The following is a 20,584-nucleotide window of genomic DNA, read 5'->3' on the forward strand; positions in this document are numbered from 1 at the left end:
CACACCCGTTCCCATTCCGAACACGGCAGTTAAGCTCTTCAGCGCCGATGGTAGTTGGGGGTTTCCCCCTGTGAGAGTAGGACGCCGCCAAGCCAATAAAGGTCAGCCATTAGGCTGGCCTTTTTTTGCGTTCTAAAAGTACGATTAAAGGATTAAGGTGGTTTTGAATATATCCATTAGGGGTAATTATAAAGATATTTTAATTTTACCGTGTGCAATAGGTATGTAACTACATATAATTTGGAGAAAATAGGTAATGCAAAAAGAAGTTAGTGCGTTTTAATTTGCAATATGCATTTTTCCTTGTATAATAATAGTCAAATATAGTCAAAGTCAGATTGGAGGAGGTTGAGTGAGAAACATATCTGATATTATCGAAACTTATTTGAAGCAAGTGCTAGAAATAAGTCAGAAAGATATCCTAGAAATTAAAAGAAGTGAAATAGCAGATAAATTTCAGTGTGTTCCTTCTCAAATCAATTACGTAATTAATACCAGGTTTACAATCGAAAGAGGCTATGTTGTTGAGAGTAAGCGTGGCGGTGGCGGGTATATTCGGATTATGAAGGTGAAATCGCAGGATTACGTGCAACTCATCAACCAGTTATTATCCCTTATTGGTTCCAGAGTGCCTCAATCTATGGCGGAAGGGGTCATCGCTCGGCTGATGAGCGAGGAAGTCATTAATGAAAGGGAAGCTAAAATCATGATGAGTGTCATTGATAGATCCGTCATCTATATAGACCTACCTGATCGTGATGAATTAAGGGCGCGAATTTTATCAGCCATGCTTACAACTTTAAAATATAAATAAACTGGCAGAGGTGATGAATGAATGATTTGTCAAGAATGCCATCAAAGACCTGCGACTCTTCACTTTACCAAAATCATTAATGGAAAAAAGACTGAAGTCATGATTTGTGAGAAATGTGCTCAGGAAAAAGGTGAGATGTTCATGGATGCGGGTGGGCATGGATTTTCAATAAATAATTTGTTAGCAGGATTGTTAAATATCGAGTCGAATATTCAACAGACAAAGGCTAATTCATTTCCTATGACAGAAGAAAAACGCTGTCCTCATTGTCATCGTTCATATAAGGAATTCGTCCATATTGGAAAGTTTGGATGTGCCGAGTGTTATAAAACGTTCAATGATCAGTTAAATCCGATTCTAAAGAGGGTTCATAGCGGAAATACTGCACACATTGGGAAAATCCCAAAAAGAATTGGTGGCGGTATTTACCTTCGAAAACAAATTTCTGACTTAAAAGAGAATTTAAAGGTACACATCGAACAGGAAGAGTTCGAGAAGGCGGCCGAAGTAAGAGATAAGGTTCGTTCCCTTGAAAAAAGGTATGAGGCACAGGAGGGGGGCGATGAATCATGAGTTTGGAGAAATTTATGGAGAACGCTTTGAGTTCCTGGATGAATCATGAAGGTCCAGAAATGGATATTGTATTAAGTTCACGAATTCGTTTAGCCAGAAATTTTAAAGACTTTACCTTTCCTACCGCCTTTTCCAATGAAGAGGCAAAAGAAATCATTGAATTAGTGAAGAAAAGAATTGAAGAGGAAGTTACCCAAGAGATTGGCAAGCTGGAACTTCTGGAAATTGATCAAATGCAGTCACTGGAAAAGAGAGTGCTTGTTGAAAAACATTTGATCAGCCCACATTTAGTGGAAGAATCGGCAAAAGGGGCATGCCTTCTTTCCGAGAATGAAGAAATAAGCATCATGGTTAACGAAGAGGACCATCTCCGAATCCAGTGCTTGATGTCAGGATTGCAACTTAAGGAAACCTTAAGACTCGCAAATGTTCTTGACGATTGGATTGAAGAATCCATAGACTATGCATATGATGAAGAAAGAGGATACTTAACTAGCTGTCCGACTAATGTGGGAACAGGATTGAGGGCCTCAGTCATGATGCATCTCCCGGGTCTTGTACTAACTCAGCAAATGAATCATATTATACCGGCCATTAATCAATTGGGACTGGTGGTTCGCGGGATTTATGGAGAGGGCAGTCAAGCTCTAGGAAACATCTTTCAAATCTCCAACCAGATCACTCTCGGAAAATCCGAGAAGGATATCGTGGAGGATCTAACGAGTGTAGTTCAGCAGATCATTGCCCAGGAAAGGTCAGCCAGAGATGCATTAGTGAAGACCTCTCACATACAATTAGAGGATAGGGTTTTCCGATCCTATGGTATATTATCAAATGCCCGAATCATTGGGACCAAGGAAGCAGCTACCTGTATCTCCGATGTTAGGTTAGGGATAGATATAGGATATATAAAAAACATTTCAAAAAGCATCCTAAATGAGTTAATGATTCTGACTCAGCCAGGCTTTTTACAAAAATACGCAGGTGGACCTTTAAGGACACATGAAAGGGATATCCGTCGAGCAGCTCTTATACGAGAACACTTGGATTTCACAGAATCCTCCTTCTCATAGAAAAGTCAATCGATCATCTGCTATACATGTTAAAGCGAAGCATCTGCAAGATTTTATGCAGAGTCAAAAGCTTTATTCAAAACGAAAATTCTAAAGGAGGAATTCCCTATGATGTTTGGTCGTTTTACTGAAAGAGCCCAGAAAGTATTAGCATTAGCCCAAGAAGAAGCTATCCGGTTAGGTCATAATAATATTGGTACTGAGCACATCCTTTTAGGTTTAGTTCGCGAGGGAGACGGTATTGCAGCCAAAGCATTATACGCTCTCGGATTAGGTGCGGAAAAGATCCAGAAAGAAGTGGAAAACTTAATCGGCCGTGGCCAGGACAAAGCCCAAACGATTCATTATACGCCAAGAGCGAAGAAAGTCATTGAACTATCCATGGATGAAGCAAGGAAATTAGGTCATTCATATGTAGGCACAGAACATGTACTCCTTGGACTTATTCGAGAAGGAGAAGGTGTAGCAGCCCGTGTGTTAAATAACCTTGGCGTCAGTTTAAATAAAGCAAGACAGCAAGTATTACAACTATTAGGTAGCAATGAGTCAGGTGGACATCAAGGTTCAACCGCCTCTAATGCAAGCACTCCAACCCTTGATAGTCTTGCTCGTGATTTAACGGCCATCGCTCGTGAAGACAGCTTGGACCCTGTCATTGGTAGAGGCAAGGAAATTCAGCGTGTCATCGAAGTGTTGAGCAGACGCACGAAGAATAACCCTGTATTAATTGGTGAGCCAGGGGTGGGTAAAACTGCTATTGCTGAAGGCCTAGCACAGCAAATCATCAATAATGAGGTTCCTGAAATCCTACGTGATAAACGTGTCATGACACTTGATATGGGGACGGTCGTAGCGGGGACGAAATACCGTGGTGAATTCGAGGATCGATTAAAGAAAGTGATGGACGAAATCCGTCAAGCAGGAAATATCATCTTGTTTATTGATGAATTGCATACATTAATTGGTGCTGGTGGGGCGGAAGGTGCCATCGATGCATCTAATATCCTTAAGCCATCATTGGCCCGTGGTGAACTGCAATGTATCGGTGCAACCACATTGGATGAGTACCGTAAATATATCGAAAAGGATGCTGCACTCGAACGCCGCTTCCAACCCATCCAAGTGGATGAACCAACAACAGAAGAGTCCATTCAAATTCTTAAAGGGTTACGTGACCGGTATGAAGCCCATCACCGTGTATCAATCACTGATGAGGCTATCGATGCGGCTGTTAAGTTATCTGATCGATATATTTCCGACCGTTTCCTTCCGGATAAAGCAATCGATTTAATTGATGAAGCAGGTTCGAAAGTCCGGTTGCGTTCATATACTACACCTCCAAACTTAAAAGAACTTGAAGTGAAATTAGATGAAGTCCGGAAAGAAAAGGACGCTTCCGTTCAAAGCCAGGAGTTTGAAAAGGCTGCATCGCTTCGTGATACGGAGCAACGCTTAAGAGAACAATTGGAAGAAACAAAGAAAACGTGGAAAGAGAAACAAGGGCAAGAAAATAGTGAAGTGACGGTGGAAGACATCGCACATGTCGTATCCAGCTGGACTGGAGTCCCGGTTACTAAATTGGCACAAACGGAGTCAGATAAACTTCTAAATATGGAATCTATTCTCCATGATCGTGTAATTGGTCAGGAAGAGGCTGTTATAGCCGTTTCCAAAGCAGTACGACGTGCAAGAGCGGGGCTGAAGGATCCTAAACGTCCAATCGGCTCATTCATCTTCCTAGGGCCAACAGGAGTCGGTAAAACGGAACTTGGTCGTGCATTGGCTGAATCCATGTTCGGTGATGAAGATGCCATGATCCGTATCGACATGTCGGAATATATGGAGAAACATTCAACTTCACGCCTAGTTGGTTCTCCTCCAGGCTATGTGGGATATGAGGAGGGCGGACAACTGACTGAAAAAGTACGTAGAAAGCCATACTCCGTCGTTCTACTTGATGAAATTGAAAAGGCACATCCAGATGTATTCAACATTCTTCTACAGGTCCTTGAAGACGGAAGATTGACGGATTCAAAAGGCCGTACTGTTGATTTCAGGAACACGATTCTGATTATGACATCGAATGTCGGAGCTTCTGCATTGAAGACTGATAAGTATGTAGGCTTCAATATTCAGGACACTGGTCAAGACTACAAAAATATGAAAGGGAAAGTGATGGAAGAATTAAAACGTGCTTTCCGTCCAGAATTCCTGAATCGTATTGATGAGACGATCGTCTTCCATTCATTAGAAAAGGATCATTTGAAACAAATCGTTACGTTGATGTCCAATCAGCTCATCTCCCGTTTGAAGGAACAGGAAATTTTCTTAGAGCTTACAGATGCAGCTAGAGAAAAAGTAGCATCTGAAGGATATGATCCAGAATATGGGGCACGTCCAATTCGCAGGGCACTACAAAAACATGTCGAAGATTACCTATCTGAAGAACTGCTCAAAGGAAATGTGAAAAAAGGGCAAACGGTCGTGATGGATGTCGTGGACAATAAATTTGCGGTCAGAAATGGCGATCCCGTCAACATAAGTGAATAAAGTCATTCTTTAACTTCGAGGTACACTCAGATTTCTCAGCAGTGTACCTCTGTTTTTATTCATGACGAAATTGTACCTAGAGGAACTACTCTATAAGATGAATCGAATAGAGAGTAAAAATAAATTTCTTAATAACTTTAAATAAGAAGGATTAAATAAAACCAATATATAATATCTTTTACATGAGTATTATGAGAAAGAGGAGTTACTATGGCAGCAAAAAAGAAAACGAAATTCATGTGTCAATCTTGTGGGTATGAGTCAGCAAAATGGATGGGAAAATGCCCTGGATGCGGGGAATGGAACAAGATGGTTGAAGAGACGGAGATTGTTAAGCCAGCTCGAAAGGGAGCATTTACCCATTCAGAAGTGAGGGGATCTGCAGAGCGTGAAAAGGCGACACCCATCACAACCATTCAGTCGGACAAAGAACCACGCATTACGACGGATTTGGCAGAATTGAATCGTGCACTTGGCGGTGGTATTGTCCAAGGATCACTTGTATTGATCGGCGGAGACCCGGGGATAGGCAAATCAACACTCCTTTTGCAAGTGTCTGCACAATTAGCTCATAAACAGAAGAAAGTATTATATATTTCTGGGGAAGAATCCATCAAACAAACGAAGTTAAGAGCGGATCGGTTAGGAGCGATGTCGGAGAACTTATTGGTGTATGCCGAGACCGATATGGACTATATCCAGCAGGCCATCCAAGAGGTAAAGCCAGACCTGGTCATCATTGATTCCATTCAAACCGTGTACCATTCGGAAGTGACTTCAGCCCCGGGAAGCGTTTCCCAAGTGAGGGAATGTACATCTTCTTTAATGCGCATTGCCAAGACCAATGGAATTGCCATTTTTATCGTGGGACATGTTACAAAAGAAGGGGCGATTGCCGGACCTCGTCTGCTTGAACATATGGTGGATACCGTTTTATATTTTGAGGGAGAAAGACACCATACATATCGGATAATCCGTGCAGTCAAGAATCGATTCGGTTCGACAAATGAAATGGGCATTTTTGAGATGAAGGAACATGGTTTGGAAGAAGTGGCGAATCCATCGGAAATCTTCCTTGAGGAGCGTTCCCAAGGTGCTTCAGGATCGACCGTTGTCGCCTCGATGGAGGGGACAAGACCAGTACTTGTCGAAATACAAGCCCTGATATCACCGACTAGTTTCGGAAACCCAAGGAGAATGGCCACTGGAATTGACCATAACCGAGTTTCACTTTTAATGGCAGTTTTAGAAAAGAGAGTCGGTTTGCTCCTGCAAAACCAAGATGCGTACCTAAAAGTCGCGGGGGGCGTTAAATTGGATGAACCAGCCATAGATCTGGCAGTTGCCATTAGTATTGCATCAAGTTTCCGTGACAAGTCCACGAATCCAGCCGATTGCATTATTGGTGAAGTGGGGTTGACGGGGGAAGTTAGAAGGGTCTCCCGGATTGAACAACGAGTTCAGGAGGCAGCGAAGCTCGGATTTGAACGGGTCATCATCCCAGCCAATAATATAGGGGGCTGGACTGCTCCAAATGGCATCAAAATCATTGGGGTTTCATCAGTTTCTGAGGCGCTTCACCATACGCTAGGGGGTTAAGGATGACAGAGAAAAAAGGGTATGAGAAAACAAAGTTGGAGATTTTGCAAATTGTGGCCCCAGGCACACCTCTTCGAGAAGGAATTGAAAATGTATTAAGGGCGAATACGGGTGGATTGATTGTTGTGGGGTACAACGAAAAGGTACGAGCGATTGTGGATGGTGGTTTCCAAATTAACTGTGCCTGTACCCCAAGTACATTATATGAGTTGGCAAAAATGGATGGAGCCATCATTTTGAACGAGAAGGCCGACAAAATCATATTTGCCAATGCACAATTGGTCCCGGATAATAGTGCGCCATCTACAGAGACCGGAATGAGGCATCGAACAGCGGAAAGGGTAGCGAGGGAGACGAAATCATTAGTGATTGCCATTTCTCAGCGGAGGACTGTTATCACCCTATACCAGGGGAATTTTCGATATGCCCTTAAAGATATAGGAGTCATCCTCGCGAAAGCCAATCTGGCCATCCAGACCCTGGAAAAGTATAAGGTCGTGCTACAGCAGAGCATTTCGGTATTGGGAGCCCTCGAATTCGAGGAAATAGTAACGTACGAGGATCTTTTGCAAGTGTTCCACCGGTACGTGATGGTTCTTCGAATCAAAGCGGAGTTACTGACATACCTCAATGAACTGGGTACAGAAGGTAGGCTGATTCGCCTGCAGATGAATGAGATATTAGCAGATATCGAAACAGAAGGAAAATGGCTTATCAAAGATTACTCGTCCAATAAGGAAGATAATCCGGAGGAAACCATTCTTCGCCTTCAGGAACTTGCCATGCAGGAAAAGCTAGATGAGAGCATCCTGCTGAAGATACTGGGGTACCAGGGTCATATTCATGTAGATGCCCCTGTCCATGCCAGGGGATACCGAATCCTTCATAAAATCCCCCGATTACCAGGTCTGATCATCGATAATCTAGTGAAACAATTTGATTGCTTTAAAGAAATCAATAAGGCGACGGTTGAGCAACTTGATGAAGTGGAAGGAATTGGGGAAGTTCGCGCGAATAAAATTAGAGAGGGTCTTCGGATATTAAAAAATCAACTTGTCACTAATCGAAGGATGTAAAGTGATCCCACTTTCTAAATTTTCCTATTTTAGCTTGAAATTGAATAGTGTTTATTTTTGACACCCAAAACCCAGGATGCTAGGCTAAAATTACGAAAAAGAGAAGGGACAATATGGATACATCACAGGAGTCCTTCAGGGAATTTCTTGATATATAGTGAAAACGAATTTTCAATGGTTTCATTTTTTTTGGATTGGTCAATAATGAGAAGAGGGAGGTGAAAGGGAATGTTAAAACGCATTATACAGGCATGTTTCTTAATAATTGGTGGGACACTTGGTATGCTACTTATTCCTGAATTATTAAGTGTTGTCCATGCAGATGATATTGCTTTATTAAACAATCCTTATGTTAGTGTACTGTTGGGTGCTATTATCTTTTATCTTATTACTTTTTGGGCAGTAGATCATGTGGTCTATTTTATGAAGTGGTTAGAAGAACAACTGGTTAAGTTTCCAATTACCGATATAATTTTTGGAAGTGTGGGCCTTTTAGTTGGTCTGCTTGCGGCGTTTTTAGTAGGGTCGGCCTTCAGTGCGATTCGAGTCCCCATTTTAAATACAGTCGTGCCTATTATTCTTACGCTTTTATTTGGATACCTAGGGTTTCAGGTCGGTTTTAAAAAGCGTGATGAACTGCTGAATCTTTTCTCCAAAAACAATAAGAAAAAAGCCTCTGACGGGGAAATGGCCGAAGAGGATGAGGAAGGCTACAGCAAACGGTTGAAGATCCTCGATACAAGCGTTATCATTGATGGGAGAATTGCGGATATTTGTCAGACCGGCTTCCTCGAAGGAACCATCGTGATACCTCAGTTTGTATTAAATGAGCTTCAACACATTGCGGATTCCTCTGATGCCTTGAAAAGAAACCGGGGTCGAAGGGGCTTGGATATCCTGAATAGGATTCAAAGAGACCTTCCGATTAAAGTGGAGATGTACGAAGGGGATTTCGAAGACATCCAGGAAGTCGATAGTAAATTAGTGAAGCTTGCCAAGATTTCAGGTGGCATGGTGGTCACTAATGATTTCAATTTAAATAAAGTATGCGAGTTCCAAAATGTAGCGGTCCTCAATATAAATGACTTAGCGAACGCCGTAAAACCCGTCGTACTACCCGGGGAAGAAATGAATGTACAGGTGATTAAGGATGGGAAAGAGCAAAATCAAGGTGTTGCCTATTTGGATGATGGGACGATGATCGTTGTCGAAGGCGGACGCGATTATATTGGAAAACGTATTGATGTCCTTGTGACAAGCGTTCTTCAAACATCAGCGGGTCGGATGATCTTTGCTAAACCTAAACTATTAGAAAAAGCATTATAAAGAAGAGTAGGAGAAACCGTTATGTTTTATGAAGTAGTGATACCTGCAGCCGGACAAGGAAAGAGAATGAAGGCCGGCAAGAACAAGCTTTTTATTGAACTATCGGGTACCCCGATCATTGTCTACACCCTTCGTGTCTTTGAAGAGGATCCAAACTGCCGGGGTATTTTCCTTTCGATAAACCCAACAGAAGAGGATTACTTCAAGGAAATGGTGGCTTCCTTCGGATTTAAGAAGGTCAAGAAACTCGTTGAAGGTGGTAAGGAACGTCAACAGAGCGTCCATAATGCATTGAAGTATGTGAGGGAAGAGATAATTCTAGTCCATGACGGGGCACGTCCTTTTATCGCCCAAAAGCAAATTATTGAATTAACGTCCGCAGCCAGTCTCCATGGTGGAGCCATCATTGCAGTCCCCGTAAAGGATACGATTAAAAAAGCAAATGACAGGTCAGTCACGGAAACAGTGGAACGATCAAGCTTGTGGGCGGTACAGACACCACAAGCTTTTCGTGCATCCATATTAATTAACGCCCATGAAAAAGCGGAAGCGGAGTCGTATTTAGGTACGGATGATTCAAGCTTGCTAGAACGGATCGATGAACAGGTAGTCATTATTGAAGGCAATTATGATAATATTAAGATTACGACTCAGGAAGATTTATATTTTGCGGACGCGATTTTACATAAACAACAACTTGAAAAGTGAAGATAGGGGAGAATGAGATGTTTCGAATTGGCCAAGGATATGACGTACATCAGCTAGTTGAAGGTAGGCCTTTAATAATTGGAGGGATAACAATCCCGCATGAGAAAGGGTTACTTGGGCATTCAGATGCTGATGTATTGCTACATACGGTTGCAGATGCTTGTTTGGGTGCAATTGGTGCAGGTGATATCGGCAAGCATTTTCCGGATACCGATCCGGAATTTAAGGATGCTGATTCCGCTAAGTTATTGCAGTATATTTGGGCAATCGTCAAAAAAGAAGGTTATGAGTTGGGTAATGCAGACTGTACAATTATTGCCCAAAGCCCTAAAATGGCGCCGTATATTGAAGAAATGCGTGTAAGGATAGCAGAGCTTTTAGATGCTTCAGTGGATCAAATCAATGTGAAGGCGACTACGACCGAGAAACTTGGATTCACGGGCAGAAGCGAGGGAATCGCAGCACAGGCTGTTGTCTTGTTGGTTAAAACTAACTGATTGTCGTTTAGGTGGAAACCTTTATTCCCTTGAGGTTAAATGGTAAAATAAAACGAAGAAAAGAGAGACTGGGAGGTCTATATATATCATGAACAGCGATATTCGAGTTCGCTATGCACCAAGTCCGACTGGACATTTACATATAGGAAATGCGAGGACTGCTTTATTTAATTATCTGTATGCACGTCATAATGGTGGAAAATTCATAATCCGCATTGAAGATACTGACAAAAAAAGAAATATAGAGGGCGGAGAAGAAAGCCAACTGAAGTATTTAAAATGGCTTGGAATGGATTGGGATGAAGGCGTTGATATTGGCGGGGAGTTCGCACCGTATCGTCAATCAGAGCGGAACGACATTTATCAAGGGTTGTACCAAGAGCTTCTTGACAAAGGGTTGGCTTATAAATGCTATTGTACGGAAGAAGAGCTTGAAGCAGAACGTGAAGGACAGGTTGAAAGGAACGAAACACCCAAGTATTCCGGTAAGTGTCGTCATTTAACAGCGGAAGATCAAGCAAAACTAGAGGCTGAAGGCAGAAAACCGAGTATTCGATTCGCCGTTCCTTCGGGCAGAGTCCTTACTTTCAAAGATATGGTTAAGGATGATGTTTCATTTGAGACGGATGGCTTTGGCGATTTTGTCATTATCAAAAAAGATGGAATCCCGACGTATAACTTTGCGGTAGCGGTCGATGACCACCTAATGAAGATTTCGCATGTACTTCGCGGTGATGACCATATTTCTAATACACCTAAGCAATTAATGATTTATGAAGCATTCGGGTGGGAGCCTCCTGTGTTCGGACACATGACGTTGATCGTCAATGAAAGCCGGAAAAAATTAAGTAAGCGTGATGAATCAATTATCCAATTCATCGAACAATATGAAGAGTTGGGTTACTTGCCTGAAGCTTTATTCAACTTCATTGCTTTACTTGGATGGTCACCAGGCGGCGAGGAAGAGATCTTCCCTAAGGAAGAGTTCATTAAACTTTTCGAAGCGGACCGTCTATCCAAATCACCGGCCCTATTCGATAAGCAAAAACTCACTTGGATGAATAATCAGTATGTGAAGCAATTGGATGAGGAACGTGCAGTGCAATTGTCCATCCCTCACCTAGTGAAGGCCGGCAAGATTTCTGAAACACGTTCTCCGGAAGAAGAAGAGTGGGTGCGTGGTCTAGTTTCTCTTTATCAAGAACAGATGAGTTATGGGGCGGAAATCGTTGAACTTTCCGAACTATTCTTCAAAGATGATCTTGAATATGAGCCTGAAGCGAAAGAAGTCCTAGCGGAGGAACAAGTACCTGAAGTCATGGAAGCCTTCCTTAAAGAAATAGAAGGGCTTGAGGAATTTAAAGCCGACGAAATCAAGAAATCGATCAAAGCGGTACAAAAAAGCACAGGACATAAGGGTAAAAAGTTATTCATGCCAATCCGTGCGGCGGTGACTGGTCAAACTCATGGTCCTGACCTACCAAAAGCGATTTCCCTACTGGGCAAAGAAAAAATTAAACAACGCATTCTAAGTATTTAATATTAACAATTAGACAAAAATGTAATATAGTAATTAATAATCTTACAAAAGAACGCGTAGATAGGGAGAAGTAAGTAAACGAAGCTTATTAGAGAGAACCATAACCTGCTGAAAATGGTTCAAGCCTCTCGTTTTCCGAAATGCACCCTTGAGTCCTTTGCTGAACTAACCTCTAGTAGGCATAGGCGGAATGTCCTCCGTTACAGGATAAAAGTTGGGAATGGAACAAGTTGGCCTTTGGTCCTGCTATTCATTCCAAACAGAGTGGAACCGCGCTTCAAAGCGTCTCTGTCTATTTGGACAGAGGCGCTTTTTTATATGCTTTAAAATAAGGGATGACTAAAAGGATATAGCATAGGGGGGAATCATCATGTTAAAGATGTTTAAAGAGGATATCGAAGTGGTTTTTGAACAGGATCCTGCAGCGCGTAGCTATTTAGAAGTTATTTTAACGTATGCAGGGTTGCATGCAATATGGAGTCATCGGATGGCTCATGTACTATACAAGAAAAAGTTCTTTTTCCTGGCCAGAAGTGTATCACAAATCAGTCGGTTTTTTACCGGGGTTGAGATTCACCCCGGGGCTACAATAGGTCGTCGTTTCTTCATCGATCATGGGATGGGGATTGTCATTGGTGAGACATGCGAGATTGGTGACAATGTCTCTGTCTTCCAAGGAGTGACACTTGGAGGAACGGGAAAGGAAAAAGGCAAACGTCATCCTACGATAAAAGATAACGTATTGATTGCCACGGGAGCCAAAGTGCTTGGCTCGATTACCGTCGGTGAAAATTCCAAAATTGGTGCAGGCTCGGTCGTTTTAAAGGAAGTGCCCGCTAATTCAACGGTGGTTGGCATTCCTGGAAAAGTCGTCATTCAAGATGGCATAAAAATCAAGAAAGATTTTAATCATTCAGATCTTCCTGATCCAATTGCTGACCGTCTAAAGGAAATGGATAGGGAAATTCATGCTTTGAAAACAGAGTTAGCAAAATGGAAGCAGGAAGAAAGGAGTTTATAAAAATGGCGATAAAAATATATAACACAGCGACTAGACAGAAGGAAACCTTCGTACCGATGGAAGAAGGAAAAGTGAAAATGTATGTATGCGGGCCTACAGTCTATAACTACATTCATATTGGGAATGCTAGGCCAGCAATCGTATTCGATACCGTGAGAAGATACTTGGAGTATAGAGGATACGATGTGCATTTCGTTTCGAATTTCACGGATGTTGATGATAAGCTAATTCGAGCTGCCAAAGAACTAGGGGAGGATGTCCCAACCATCTCAGAGCGTTTTATTCAAGCGTATTTTGAAGATGTTTCTGCTCTAGGTTGCAAAAAAGCGGATGAACATCCAACCGTAATGGAAAACATGGATACAATCATTGAATTCATTTCGACGTTGATTGAAAAAGGCTATGCGTATGAATCTGAAGGGGATGTGTATTTTCGCACTCGTAAATTCGATGGGTATGGGAAGTTGTCTCATCAATCCATTGATGAACTGCGGGTCGGAGCTCGTATTGAAGTCGGCGAGAAGAAGCAGGATGCACTTGACTTTGCCCTCTGGAAAGCGGCGAAGGCTGGCGAAATTTCTTGGGAAAGCCCATGGGGGATGGGGCGCCCTGGCTGGCATATAGAATGCTCAGCGATGGTTAAGAAGTACCTTGGTGATACGATTGATATCCATGCAGGCGGTCAGGATTTAGCTTTTCCCCATCATGAAAATGAAATTGCACAATCCGAGGCGTTAACGGGAAAATCCTTTGCGAATTATTGGATGCACAATGGATACATCAATATTGATAATGAAAAAATGTCGAAGTCATTAGGCAATTTTATTCTTGTTCATGACATCATACAGAAGTATGACCCACAAGTATTGCGTTTCTTCATGTTATCCGTACATTATCGTCATCCAATCAATTATAGTGAAGAAGTGCTTGAAAATGTAACGGCTGCTCTCGATCGCTTGAAAACATCCTATCAAAACCTGAAACATCGCCTTCAAGTAAGCGATGGGTTAACAGAAAATAATGAGGTATGGTTGCAGAAAATCGATGAACTGCACGAACAATTCATTAAGGAAATGGACGATGATTTCAATACGGCGAACGCGATATCCATTCTTTTTGAACTGTCTAAGCAAGCGAATTATTACTTGATGGAGAAGAATACTAACCAGGAAGTCATTAAAGCTTTTCTTGGTAAATTCCAAAATCTACTCTCCGTCCTGGGCTTTTCCCTTGAAGAGGAAGAGGGATTACTGGACGAGGAAATCGAGAGTTTAATTCAACAAAGGATTCAAGCTAGGAAAGACCGTAACTTTGGGTTGTCTGATGAGATTCGTGATCGTCTAAAGAGCATGAACATTATATTAGAGGATACCCCTCAAGGTACAAGATGGAAAAGAGGGTAACAGATGCTTCAATATGATAATAAGGTAGACGAAAAAATGTTAAATAGTCTTGCTCTAGCCTATATGGGAGATGCCGTATACGAAACCTACATACGGCATCACCTTATTCAAAACGGGGCAGTTAAGCCTAATCTGCTTCATAAAAAAGCGACATCTTTTGTATCGGCTAAAGCGCAGAGCAAAATCATTCACTTTTTTCTAGAGTCAGGTTGGTTATCAGAAGAAGAGACCGCTGTCGTCCGTAGAGGTCGTAATGCGAAGTCCGGGTCGGTTCCGAAGAATACAGATGTGCAAACGTATCGGTATAGCACTGCCTTTGAGGCGCTTATGGGCTTTCTGTATTTATCCGGCCGAATAGAAAGAATGGAAGACCTTGTTGAAAAATCAATTCAATTCATTGAAGAAGAAAAGGGGAAATAACCCATGAGTGAAGAATTTATCATTGGAAGAAACCCCGTCTTGGAAGCACTTCGCTCCGAACGGGATATTAATAAAATTTGGATATCAGAGGGCTCACAGAAAGGGTCCATGCTTCCGCTAATCGGACTTGCAAAAGAAAAAAAGGTATTCGTACAAATCGTACCTAAGAAAAAAATAGACCAAATGGTAGAAGGTATCCATCAAGGAGTCGTAGCGCAAGTCGCAGCTTACGATTATGTAGAGTTGGACGATTTATTTGCCAAAGCAGCTGAACGGGATGAGGCTCCCTTCTTCATGATTCTGGATGAAGTAGAAGATCCACATAATCTAGGGTCAATCATGAGAACAGCGGATGCGGTCGGAGCTCACGGAATCATCATTCCGAAGCGTAGAGCAGTTGGTTTAACGGCAACGGTTGCGAAAGCATCGACAGGGGCCATTGAGTATATTCCGGTTGCACGGGTCACGAATTTGGCAAGAGCAGTCGAAGAGTTAAAAGAACGCGGTGTCTGGATTGTGGGTACCGATGCGAAAGGTAGCGATGATTACCGGAACATGGACGGGAATATGCCTATTGGCCTTGTTATTGGAAGTGAAGGCAAGGGAATGGCACGGTTAATGAAAGAAAAATGTGATTTTCTAATTCGTCTTCCTATGGCCGGGAAAGTAACATCATTAAATGCATCGGTGGCAGCAGGTTTATTGATGTATGAGGTCTACAGAAAAAGAAACCCTCTAGGGCAATAATGAGATGAATATTCTGTTAGTGGACGGTTACAACATTATTGGAGCCTGGCCGGAACTGAGAGAATTGAAAGAAAGAGACCTTGCTGCAGCAAGAGACAGACTGATAGAAATGATGGCGGAATATCAGGCGTTTACTGGGTCCCGGGTCATTGTCGTATTCGATGCCCAATATGTCCAGGGAATAGCCCGTATTTTCAAGAATCATAAAGTCGACGTAATTTTCACGAAAGAAAATGAAACAGCCGATGAGAGAATAGAAAAGATGGCGATTGAACTGAATAATATCAAGACGCAGATTCAAGTGGCTACTTCAGACTTTACGGAGCAATGGGTCATCTTTGGCCAAGGGGCCCTAAGGAAATCTGCCCGTGAACTGCTAATGGATATGGAGGAAATTCAGGGAGAAATAAAAAAAGATGTCCAAAAAACAGCGGCGGTAAAACCTACGGCTAAAATTCCTTTAAGTGAAGAAGTAGCGGAAATATTCGAAAAATGGCGTCGGGGGAAAATTTGAACCATTGACGGGTATTTTTTACCTGCTGTATAATATTTCTATCTGAGTCAGGTCAGGGGGATATAATTTGGGTCTCAATTTCGGTATGAAACTGAACGAAAAGTATCTGCAGTTCGATGATGAAGAATTAATTGAGTTAGTACACACTGGAGACAGTGAAGCACTGGATTATCTGATTCAAAAGTATCGTAATTTTGTAAGAGCGAAGGCAAGGACATATTTTTTAATAGGTGCAGATAAGGAAGACATCGTTCAAGAAGGCATGATTGGTTTGTATAAGGCTGTCCGTGATTTTAAAGGCGATAAGCTTTCTTCTTTTAAAGCATTTGCCGAATTATGTATTACGAGACAGATCATTACCGCTATTAAAACAGCAACACGTCAAAAGCATATTCCGCTCAATTCCTATGTTTCCCTGGACAAGCCCATTTATGATGAGGAGTCCGACCGTACTCTCATGGATATTATATCGGGTACGAAGGTATTAGACCCAGAAGAACTGATTATCAATAAAGAAGAGTTTGACGATATCGAATTGAAAATGGCCGAGCTGCTGAGCGATTTGGAAAGAAAGGTATTAGCCCTTTATTTAGATGGGCAAACCTATCAGGAAATCTCAGAAGAGTTGAATCGTCATGTGAAGTCAATCGATAATGCCCTCCAGAGGGTGAAAAGAAAGCTCGAGCGTTATCTGGAAGTAAGGGAGATCAGTTTATAGTCCCTCCGCCTTTTCCGCTTTATTTCATCTGACACTAACTCCACTTGGATGATGCATTCACTTATGGTAGACATAGGCTGATAGAGTTGACATGGACTTAGGTGGCCTCACCTTGTTATTGACAATAAAAGCCAGCCGTGATAAGGTTTTATGGAAATAGTAGATAGGATAGGTGTATCAATTGCAAAAGAAAATCACACTAGCTTGCACCGATTGTGGTTCAAGAAATTATAATTATGAAAGCAATAAGTCAAACAACGCTGAACGACTAGAATTAAAGAAATTTTGCAGCACCTGTAATTCACATACGAATCATAGGGAAACAAAATAACCGTTTTATAAATAGATTGACAGAAGCAGTCTAATGCTTGGAGGATACATTCATGAAACGCTTAACCGAATTTTTCAGCGGAGTCACTCGTGAAATGCGTAAAGTAAGCTGGCCAAAACGTAAAGAATTAACCAAATATACAATCGTTGTAGTGACGACTGTGTTGTTTATGGCTTTATTCTTTTTAGTGGTCGATATGGGCATTTCCGAATTAATTCGCTTAGTTATTGAATAAGAGATTCGAAAATAAGGTATAATAGTGATAGAATAATATGTGTCAGCAGAAAAGCCCGGAAACGGGTTTTTTAATTTGTCTTTTTTAAGAAAAAGTTCAAACTCTAGCATTGCTGTTATTCTTTAGACAAGTCGGGATAGTGCAGGATGTTAATTTTGGCTAGATCGTTAGAAAATAAAGTTTCATAAAGAAAATGATTGATTGCAGGGAGGGAAGGACGTCACAGTCCTAAAAAATGGAAAAGAATTGGTATGTAGTTCACACCTATTCAGGTTATGAAAACAAGGTAAAGGCCAATCTGGAGAAGCGTGTTGAAACAATGGGGATGGAAGATAGAATCTTCCGCGTAGTAGTTCCTGAAGAAGAAGAAACCGAAGTCAAAGATGGCAAAACGAAAGTAACGAAGAAAAAGGTTTTCCCAGGATATGTACTGGTAGAAATTATCATGACCGATGATTCTTGGTATGTAGTCCGCAATACACCTGGTGTAACAGGTTTCGTAGGTTCATCAGGAGCGGGATCTAAACCGACAGCACTGCTTGATGAAGAAATAGAAGTTGTCCTTAAACGCATGGGTGTTGACGAAAGTAAATTTGACATCGACTTTGAAGTCGGCGACACTGTTCAAGTGAAAGAAGGACCATTTGCAACATTTGCTGGGCCTATCGAAGAACTTGATACAGATAAAGGAAAAGTCCGAGTTCTTGTTAATATGTTCGGCCGCGATACGCCGGTAGAACTAGACTTTAATCAAGTGGAAAAATTATAAACGGAAAAAAACTTGAAAAAGCCTTTTGGAAGTGGTAAAATTTCAAAGGTCAGTATGTTTCAAATTTTTAGGCCTCAACGATACAAGTATTCTTTATTAACATATAAAGAATTCAAGATGAGTGGGAGGGTATATCCCTATTACCACATCACGGACTTATAAGGAGGTGTGTCTCGTGGCTAAAAAAGTAATTAAAATGGTTAAATTGCAAATTCCTGCTGGTAAAGCGAATCCTGCACCGCCGGTTGGTCCTGCATTAGGTCAAGCTGGTGTAAACATCATGGGATTCTGTAAGGAGTTCAACGCTCGTACAGCAGACCAAGCTGGTCTAATTATTCCTGTTGAAATCACGGTATTTGAAGACCGTTCATTTACATTCATTACAAAAACTCCACCCGCTGCAGTACTACTTAAGAAAGCAGCAGGTATCGAGTCTGGTTCTGGTGAACCTAACCGTAAAAAAGTTGCTACAGTCAAGCGTGATCAAGTGCGCGAGATTGCTGAAACTAAAATGCCTGACCTAAACGCTGCAAACGTTGAAGCTGCAATGCGTATGGTTGAAGGTACTGCTCGCAGCATGGGTATTGTCATCGAAGACTAATCCATGTAATTGTTATTTGTTTCTACGGGGTTGCGATTGATACTCGCAACCTTTATTCGTGGGAGGTAATTCCGTTAAAACCACAATTTAGGAGGATTTATATCATGGCTAAAAAAGGTAAAAAGTATCTTGAAGCAGCTAAGCTTGTTGAAGTTTCAAAAGCATACGCTGTAACTGAAGCGATTGAAGTTGTTAAAAAAGCAAACTTCACAAAATTCGATGCGACTGTTGAAGTTGCTTTCCGTTTGGGTGTAGACCCTAAGAAAGCTGACCAACAAATTCGTGGAGCAGTTGTGCTTCCGAACGGAACTGGTAAAACTCAACGCGTATTAGTATTCGCAAAAGGCGAAAAAGCAAAAGAAGCTGAAGCTGCTGGTGCTGACTTCGTTGGCGAATCTGACTACATCAACAAAATCCAACAAGGATGGTTCGAATTCGACGTAATCGTTGCAACTCCTGACATGATGGGTGAAGTTGGTAAACTTGGTCGCGTATTAGGACCTAAAGGCTTAATGCCAAACCCTAAAACTGGCACAGTTACATTTGATGTAACGAAAGCTGTTAATGAGATCAAAGCAGGTAAAGTTGAATACCGCGTAGATAAAGCTGGTAACGTCCATGCTCCAATCGGTAAAGTATCTTTCGAAGATGCTAAACTAGTGGAAAACTTCACTACTATCTTTGATACATTAATGAAAGTTAAACCTGCGGCTGCTAAAGGAACTTACATGAAGAATATTTCTGTAACGACTACAATGGGCCCTGGTGTGAAAGTTGATTCTTCTTCTTTCAATAAATAATTTGACATTCCAAAACTATTGTTGTTATAATATGTTTTGTTGTGATAAATGAATATCATTTGTACCGAAGACAGTAGGTGCTCCACAAGAGCTTAATTCCCTGCCGAGGTAATTCGATAAAAATAGTCGTTGACTATGACCTTTGAAATTACTGCCTTCATGTCTGTATTAGAGATGAAGGCTTTTTCTTTGAAACGGTATAAATGTTTTCAAGCAAATCTACAGGAGGTGTAAGGATGAACGCAATTATTGAACAAAAGCAAACTATCGTTGCTGAGATTACTGGTAAATTAACAGCTAGCAAATCCACAGTTGTTGTTGACTACCGTGGATTGACTGTTGCTGAATTAACAGAACTTCGTAAGCAACTTCGTGATGCTGGCGTTGAGTTCAAGGTTTACAAAAACTCTTTAACTCGTCGTGCTGCTGAAAGTGCTGAACTTAGCTCTTTAAACGAATCTTTAACAGGACCAAACGCAATTGCATTCTCAAATGAAGATGTTATTGCGCCAGCTAAAATCCTTAACGATTTTGCGAAAAAACATGAAGCGTTAGAAATCAAAGCTGGAGTTATCGAAGGAAACGTAGCATCTGCTGAAGACATTAAAGCTCTTGCAGAACTACCTTCACGCGAAGGCCTACTTTCAATGTTGCTAAGTGTGCTACAAGCACCTATGCGCGGTCTTGCTCTTGCTACAAAAGCAGTTGCAGAACAAAAAGAAGAACAAGGCGCGTAAGCTAACCGCTTATCTTGCCTATTGATTCAAAAAAAAACCAACCATTTCGAGGAGGAAATAACAATGACTAAAGATCAAATCATTGAAGCAGTTAAAAACATGACTGTTTTAGAATTAAACGACCTTGTAAAAGCAATCGAAGAAGAATTTGGCGTAACTGCTGCTGCACCTGTAGCTGTAGCTGCTGCTGGTGGCGCTGCTGCTGAAGAAAAAACTGAGTTTGATGTAGTTCTTACATCTGCTGGAGATTCAAAAATCAAAGTTATCAAAGCTGTTCGTGAAGCAACTGGTCTTGGACTTAAAGAAGCGAAAGAAGTTGTTGATAACACTCCAAAAGCAATCAAAGAAGGCGTTTCTAAAGAGGAAGCTGAAGAACTTAAAGCTAAACTTGAAGAAGTTGGAGCTGGCGTTGAAGTTAAGTAATCTTGCATAAACAAAAAGCTCGCTATCACTGGCGAGCTTTTTTCTCTTCATTTTTAAAGAAAAATGGTAGACGATTTAGTAAAGATGTACAAACTTTATGACAGGTAAG

The 20,584-nt window shown here is 41.5% G+C and carries 23 protein-coding genes, 1 rRNA gene and 2 other annotated features; all 24 genes read left to right on the forward strand.

Annotated features, from left to right (window positions below; genetic code table 11):
* Positions 1 to 93 (forward strand): 5S ribosomal RNA (rrf, locus tag ACIQXU_RS18700); the annotation flags it as partial.
* A gap of 259 nt (positions 94 to 352) precedes the next feature.
* Positions 353 to 814 (forward strand): CtsR family transcriptional regulator, encoded by a 462-nt coding sequence (locus ACIQXU_RS18705; RefSeq protein ID WP_402875761.1) that lies wholly within the window; start codon positions 353 to 355, stop codon positions 812 to 814.
* A gap of 21 nt (positions 815 to 835) precedes the next feature.
* On the forward strand, positions 836 to 1,387 hold the full coding sequence (gene mcsA / locus ACIQXU_RS18710; protein ID WP_402875759.1) for a protein-arginine kinase activator protein McsA: 552 nt from the start codon (positions 836 to 838) through the stop codon (positions 1,385 to 1,387).
* A complete protein-coding gene (gene mcsB, locus ACIQXU_RS18715) occupies positions 1,384 to 2,460 on the forward strand; it encodes a protein-arginine kinase McsB (RefSeq protein WP_402875757.1) in 1,077 nt (358 codons plus the stop codon). Before mcsA ends, mcsB begins: the two co-directional genes overlap by 4 nt.
* Before the next feature lie 108 nt (positions 2,461 to 2,568).
* On the forward strand, positions 2,569 to 5,010 hold the full coding sequence (gene clpC, locus ACIQXU_RS18720; RefSeq protein WP_402959587.1) for an ATP-dependent protease ATP-binding subunit ClpC: 2,442 nt from the start codon (positions 2,569 to 2,571) through the stop codon (positions 5,008 to 5,010).
* 210 nt (positions 5,011 to 5,220) lie between these two features.
* Positions 5,221 to 6,609, forward strand: coding sequence for a DNA repair protein RadA (gene radA, locus ACIQXU_RS18725; protein WP_402959585.1), 1,389 nt, complete (start codon positions 5,221 to 5,223; stop codon positions 6,607 to 6,609).
* A gap of 2 nt (positions 6,610 to 6,611) precedes the next feature.
* Entirely contained in the window at positions 6,612 to 7,685 is a 1,074-nt protein-coding gene (gene disA / locus ACIQXU_RS18730; RefSeq protein ID WP_402875752.1) for a DNA integrity scanning diadenylate cyclase DisA, read from the forward strand.
* Between the two features lie 228 nt (positions 7,686 to 7,913).
* Entirely contained in the window at positions 7,914 to 9,011 is a 1,098-nt protein-coding gene (locus ACIQXU_RS18735) for a PIN/TRAM domain-containing protein (protein ID WP_402959583.1), read from the forward strand.
* Between the two features lie 21 nt (positions 9,012 to 9,032).
* Positions 9,033 to 9,719 (forward strand): 2-C-methyl-D-erythritol 4-phosphate cytidylyltransferase, encoded by a 687-nt coding sequence (gene ispD, locus ACIQXU_RS18740; RefSeq protein WP_402991653.1) that lies wholly within the window; start codon positions 9,033 to 9,035, stop codon positions 9,717 to 9,719.
* 17 nt (positions 9,720 to 9,736) lie between these two features.
* Positions 9,737 to 10,216 (forward strand): 2-C-methyl-D-erythritol 2,4-cyclodiphosphate synthase, encoded by a 480-nt coding sequence (gene ispF / locus ACIQXU_RS18745; RefSeq protein ID WP_402875747.1) that lies wholly within the window; start codon positions 9,737 to 9,739, stop codon positions 10,214 to 10,216.
* 88 nt (positions 10,217 to 10,304) lie between these two features.
* Positions 10,305 to 11,756 (forward strand): glutamate--tRNA ligase, encoded by a 1,452-nt coding sequence (gltX, locus tag ACIQXU_RS18750; protein ID WP_402875745.1) that lies wholly within the window; start codon positions 10,305 to 10,307, stop codon positions 11,754 to 11,756.
* A 48-nt stretch (positions 11,757 to 11,804) separates the two neighbouring features.
* Positions 11,805 to 12,049, forward strand: a binding site (T-box leader).
* Between the two features lie 77 nt (positions 12,050 to 12,126).
* Entirely contained in the window at positions 12,127 to 12,777 is a 651-nt protein-coding gene (gene cysE, locus ACIQXU_RS18755) for a serine O-acetyltransferase (protein WP_402875743.1), read from the forward strand.
* Between the two features lie 2 nt (positions 12,778 to 12,779).
* Positions 12,780 to 14,180, forward strand: a complete 1,401-nt coding sequence (gene cysS, locus ACIQXU_RS18760) for a cysteine--tRNA ligase (RefSeq protein ID WP_402991656.1) — start codon at positions 12,780 to 12,782, stop codon at positions 14,178 to 14,180.
* Positions 14,181 to 14,183: 3 nt separating this feature from the next.
* Positions 14,184 to 14,600 (forward strand): Mini-ribonuclease 3, encoded by a 417-nt coding sequence (locus ACIQXU_RS18765; protein WP_402875740.1) that lies wholly within the window; start codon positions 14,184 to 14,186, stop codon positions 14,598 to 14,600.
* A 3-nt stretch (positions 14,601 to 14,603) separates the two neighbouring features.
* Positions 14,604 to 15,347, forward strand: coding sequence for a 23S rRNA (guanosine(2251)-2'-O)-methyltransferase RlmB (rlmB, locus tag ACIQXU_RS18770; RefSeq protein ID WP_402875738.1), 744 nt, complete (start codon positions 14,604 to 14,606; stop codon positions 15,345 to 15,347).
* A 4-nt stretch (positions 15,348 to 15,351) separates the two neighbouring features.
* Complete coding sequence (locus tag ACIQXU_RS18775) at positions 15,352 to 15,861, forward strand: NYN domain-containing protein (RefSeq protein ID WP_402875735.1); 510 nt, start codon at positions 15,352 to 15,354, stop codon at positions 15,859 to 15,861.
* An 85-nt stretch (positions 15,862 to 15,946) separates the two neighbouring features.
* Positions 15,947 to 16,579, forward strand: coding sequence for an RNA polymerase sporulation sigma factor SigH (gene sigH, locus ACIQXU_RS18780; RefSeq protein ID WP_402875764.1), 633 nt, complete (start codon positions 15,947 to 15,949; stop codon positions 16,577 to 16,579).
* Positions 16,580 to 16,760: 181 nt separating this feature from the next.
* Entirely contained in the window at positions 16,761 to 16,910 is a 150-nt protein-coding gene (rpmG, locus tag ACIQXU_RS18785; RefSeq protein ID WP_402875733.1) for a 50S ribosomal protein L33, read from the forward strand.
* 52 nt (positions 16,911 to 16,962) lie between these two features.
* Positions 16,963 to 17,145, forward strand: coding sequence for a preprotein translocase subunit SecE (gene secE, locus ACIQXU_RS18790; RefSeq protein ID WP_402875732.1), 183 nt, complete (start codon positions 16,963 to 16,965; stop codon positions 17,143 to 17,145).
* A 235-nt stretch (positions 17,146 to 17,380) separates the two neighbouring features.
* Positions 17,381 to 17,914: a transcription termination/antitermination protein NusG gene (nusG, locus tag ACIQXU_RS18795; RefSeq protein ID WP_402875730.1), complete on the forward strand. Its 534-nt coding sequence runs from the start codon at positions 17,381 to 17,383 to the stop codon at positions 17,912 to 17,914.
* 175 nt (positions 17,915 to 18,089) lie between these two features.
* Positions 18,090 to 18,515 carry a 50S ribosomal protein L11 gene (gene rplK, locus ACIQXU_RS18800; RefSeq protein ID WP_402875728.1) on the forward strand — a complete coding sequence of 142 codons (426 nt, stop codon included), beginning with the start codon at positions 18,090 to 18,092 and terminating at the stop codon, positions 18,513 to 18,515.
* A gap of 104 nt (positions 18,516 to 18,619) precedes the next feature.
* Positions 18,620 to 19,315, forward strand: coding sequence for a 50S ribosomal protein L1 (rplA, locus tag ACIQXU_RS18805; RefSeq protein ID WP_402875727.1), 696 nt, complete (start codon positions 18,620 to 18,622; stop codon positions 19,313 to 19,315).
* Between the two features lie 46 nt (positions 19,316 to 19,361).
* Positions 19,362 to 19,512: a sequence feature (ribosomal protein L10 leader region), on the forward strand.
* A gap of 39 nt (positions 19,513 to 19,551) precedes the next feature.
* Positions 19,552 to 20,052, forward strand: a complete 501-nt coding sequence (rplJ, locus tag ACIQXU_RS18810; RefSeq protein ID WP_402875726.1) for a 50S ribosomal protein L10 — start codon at positions 19,552 to 19,554, stop codon at positions 20,050 to 20,052.
* A 63-nt stretch (positions 20,053 to 20,115) separates the two neighbouring features.
* Positions 20,116 to 20,475, forward strand: coding sequence for a 50S ribosomal protein L7/L12 (gene rplL / locus ACIQXU_RS18815; RefSeq protein ID WP_402875724.1), 360 nt, complete (start codon positions 20,116 to 20,118; stop codon positions 20,473 to 20,475).
* Positions 20,476 to 20,584: the final 109 nt, after the last annotated feature.

Origin of the sequence: Peribacillus sp. NPDC097284 (genome assembly GCF_044761765.1) — a bacterium.
Lineage (GTDB): Bacteria > Bacillota > Bacilli > Bacillales > DSM-1321 > Peribacillus.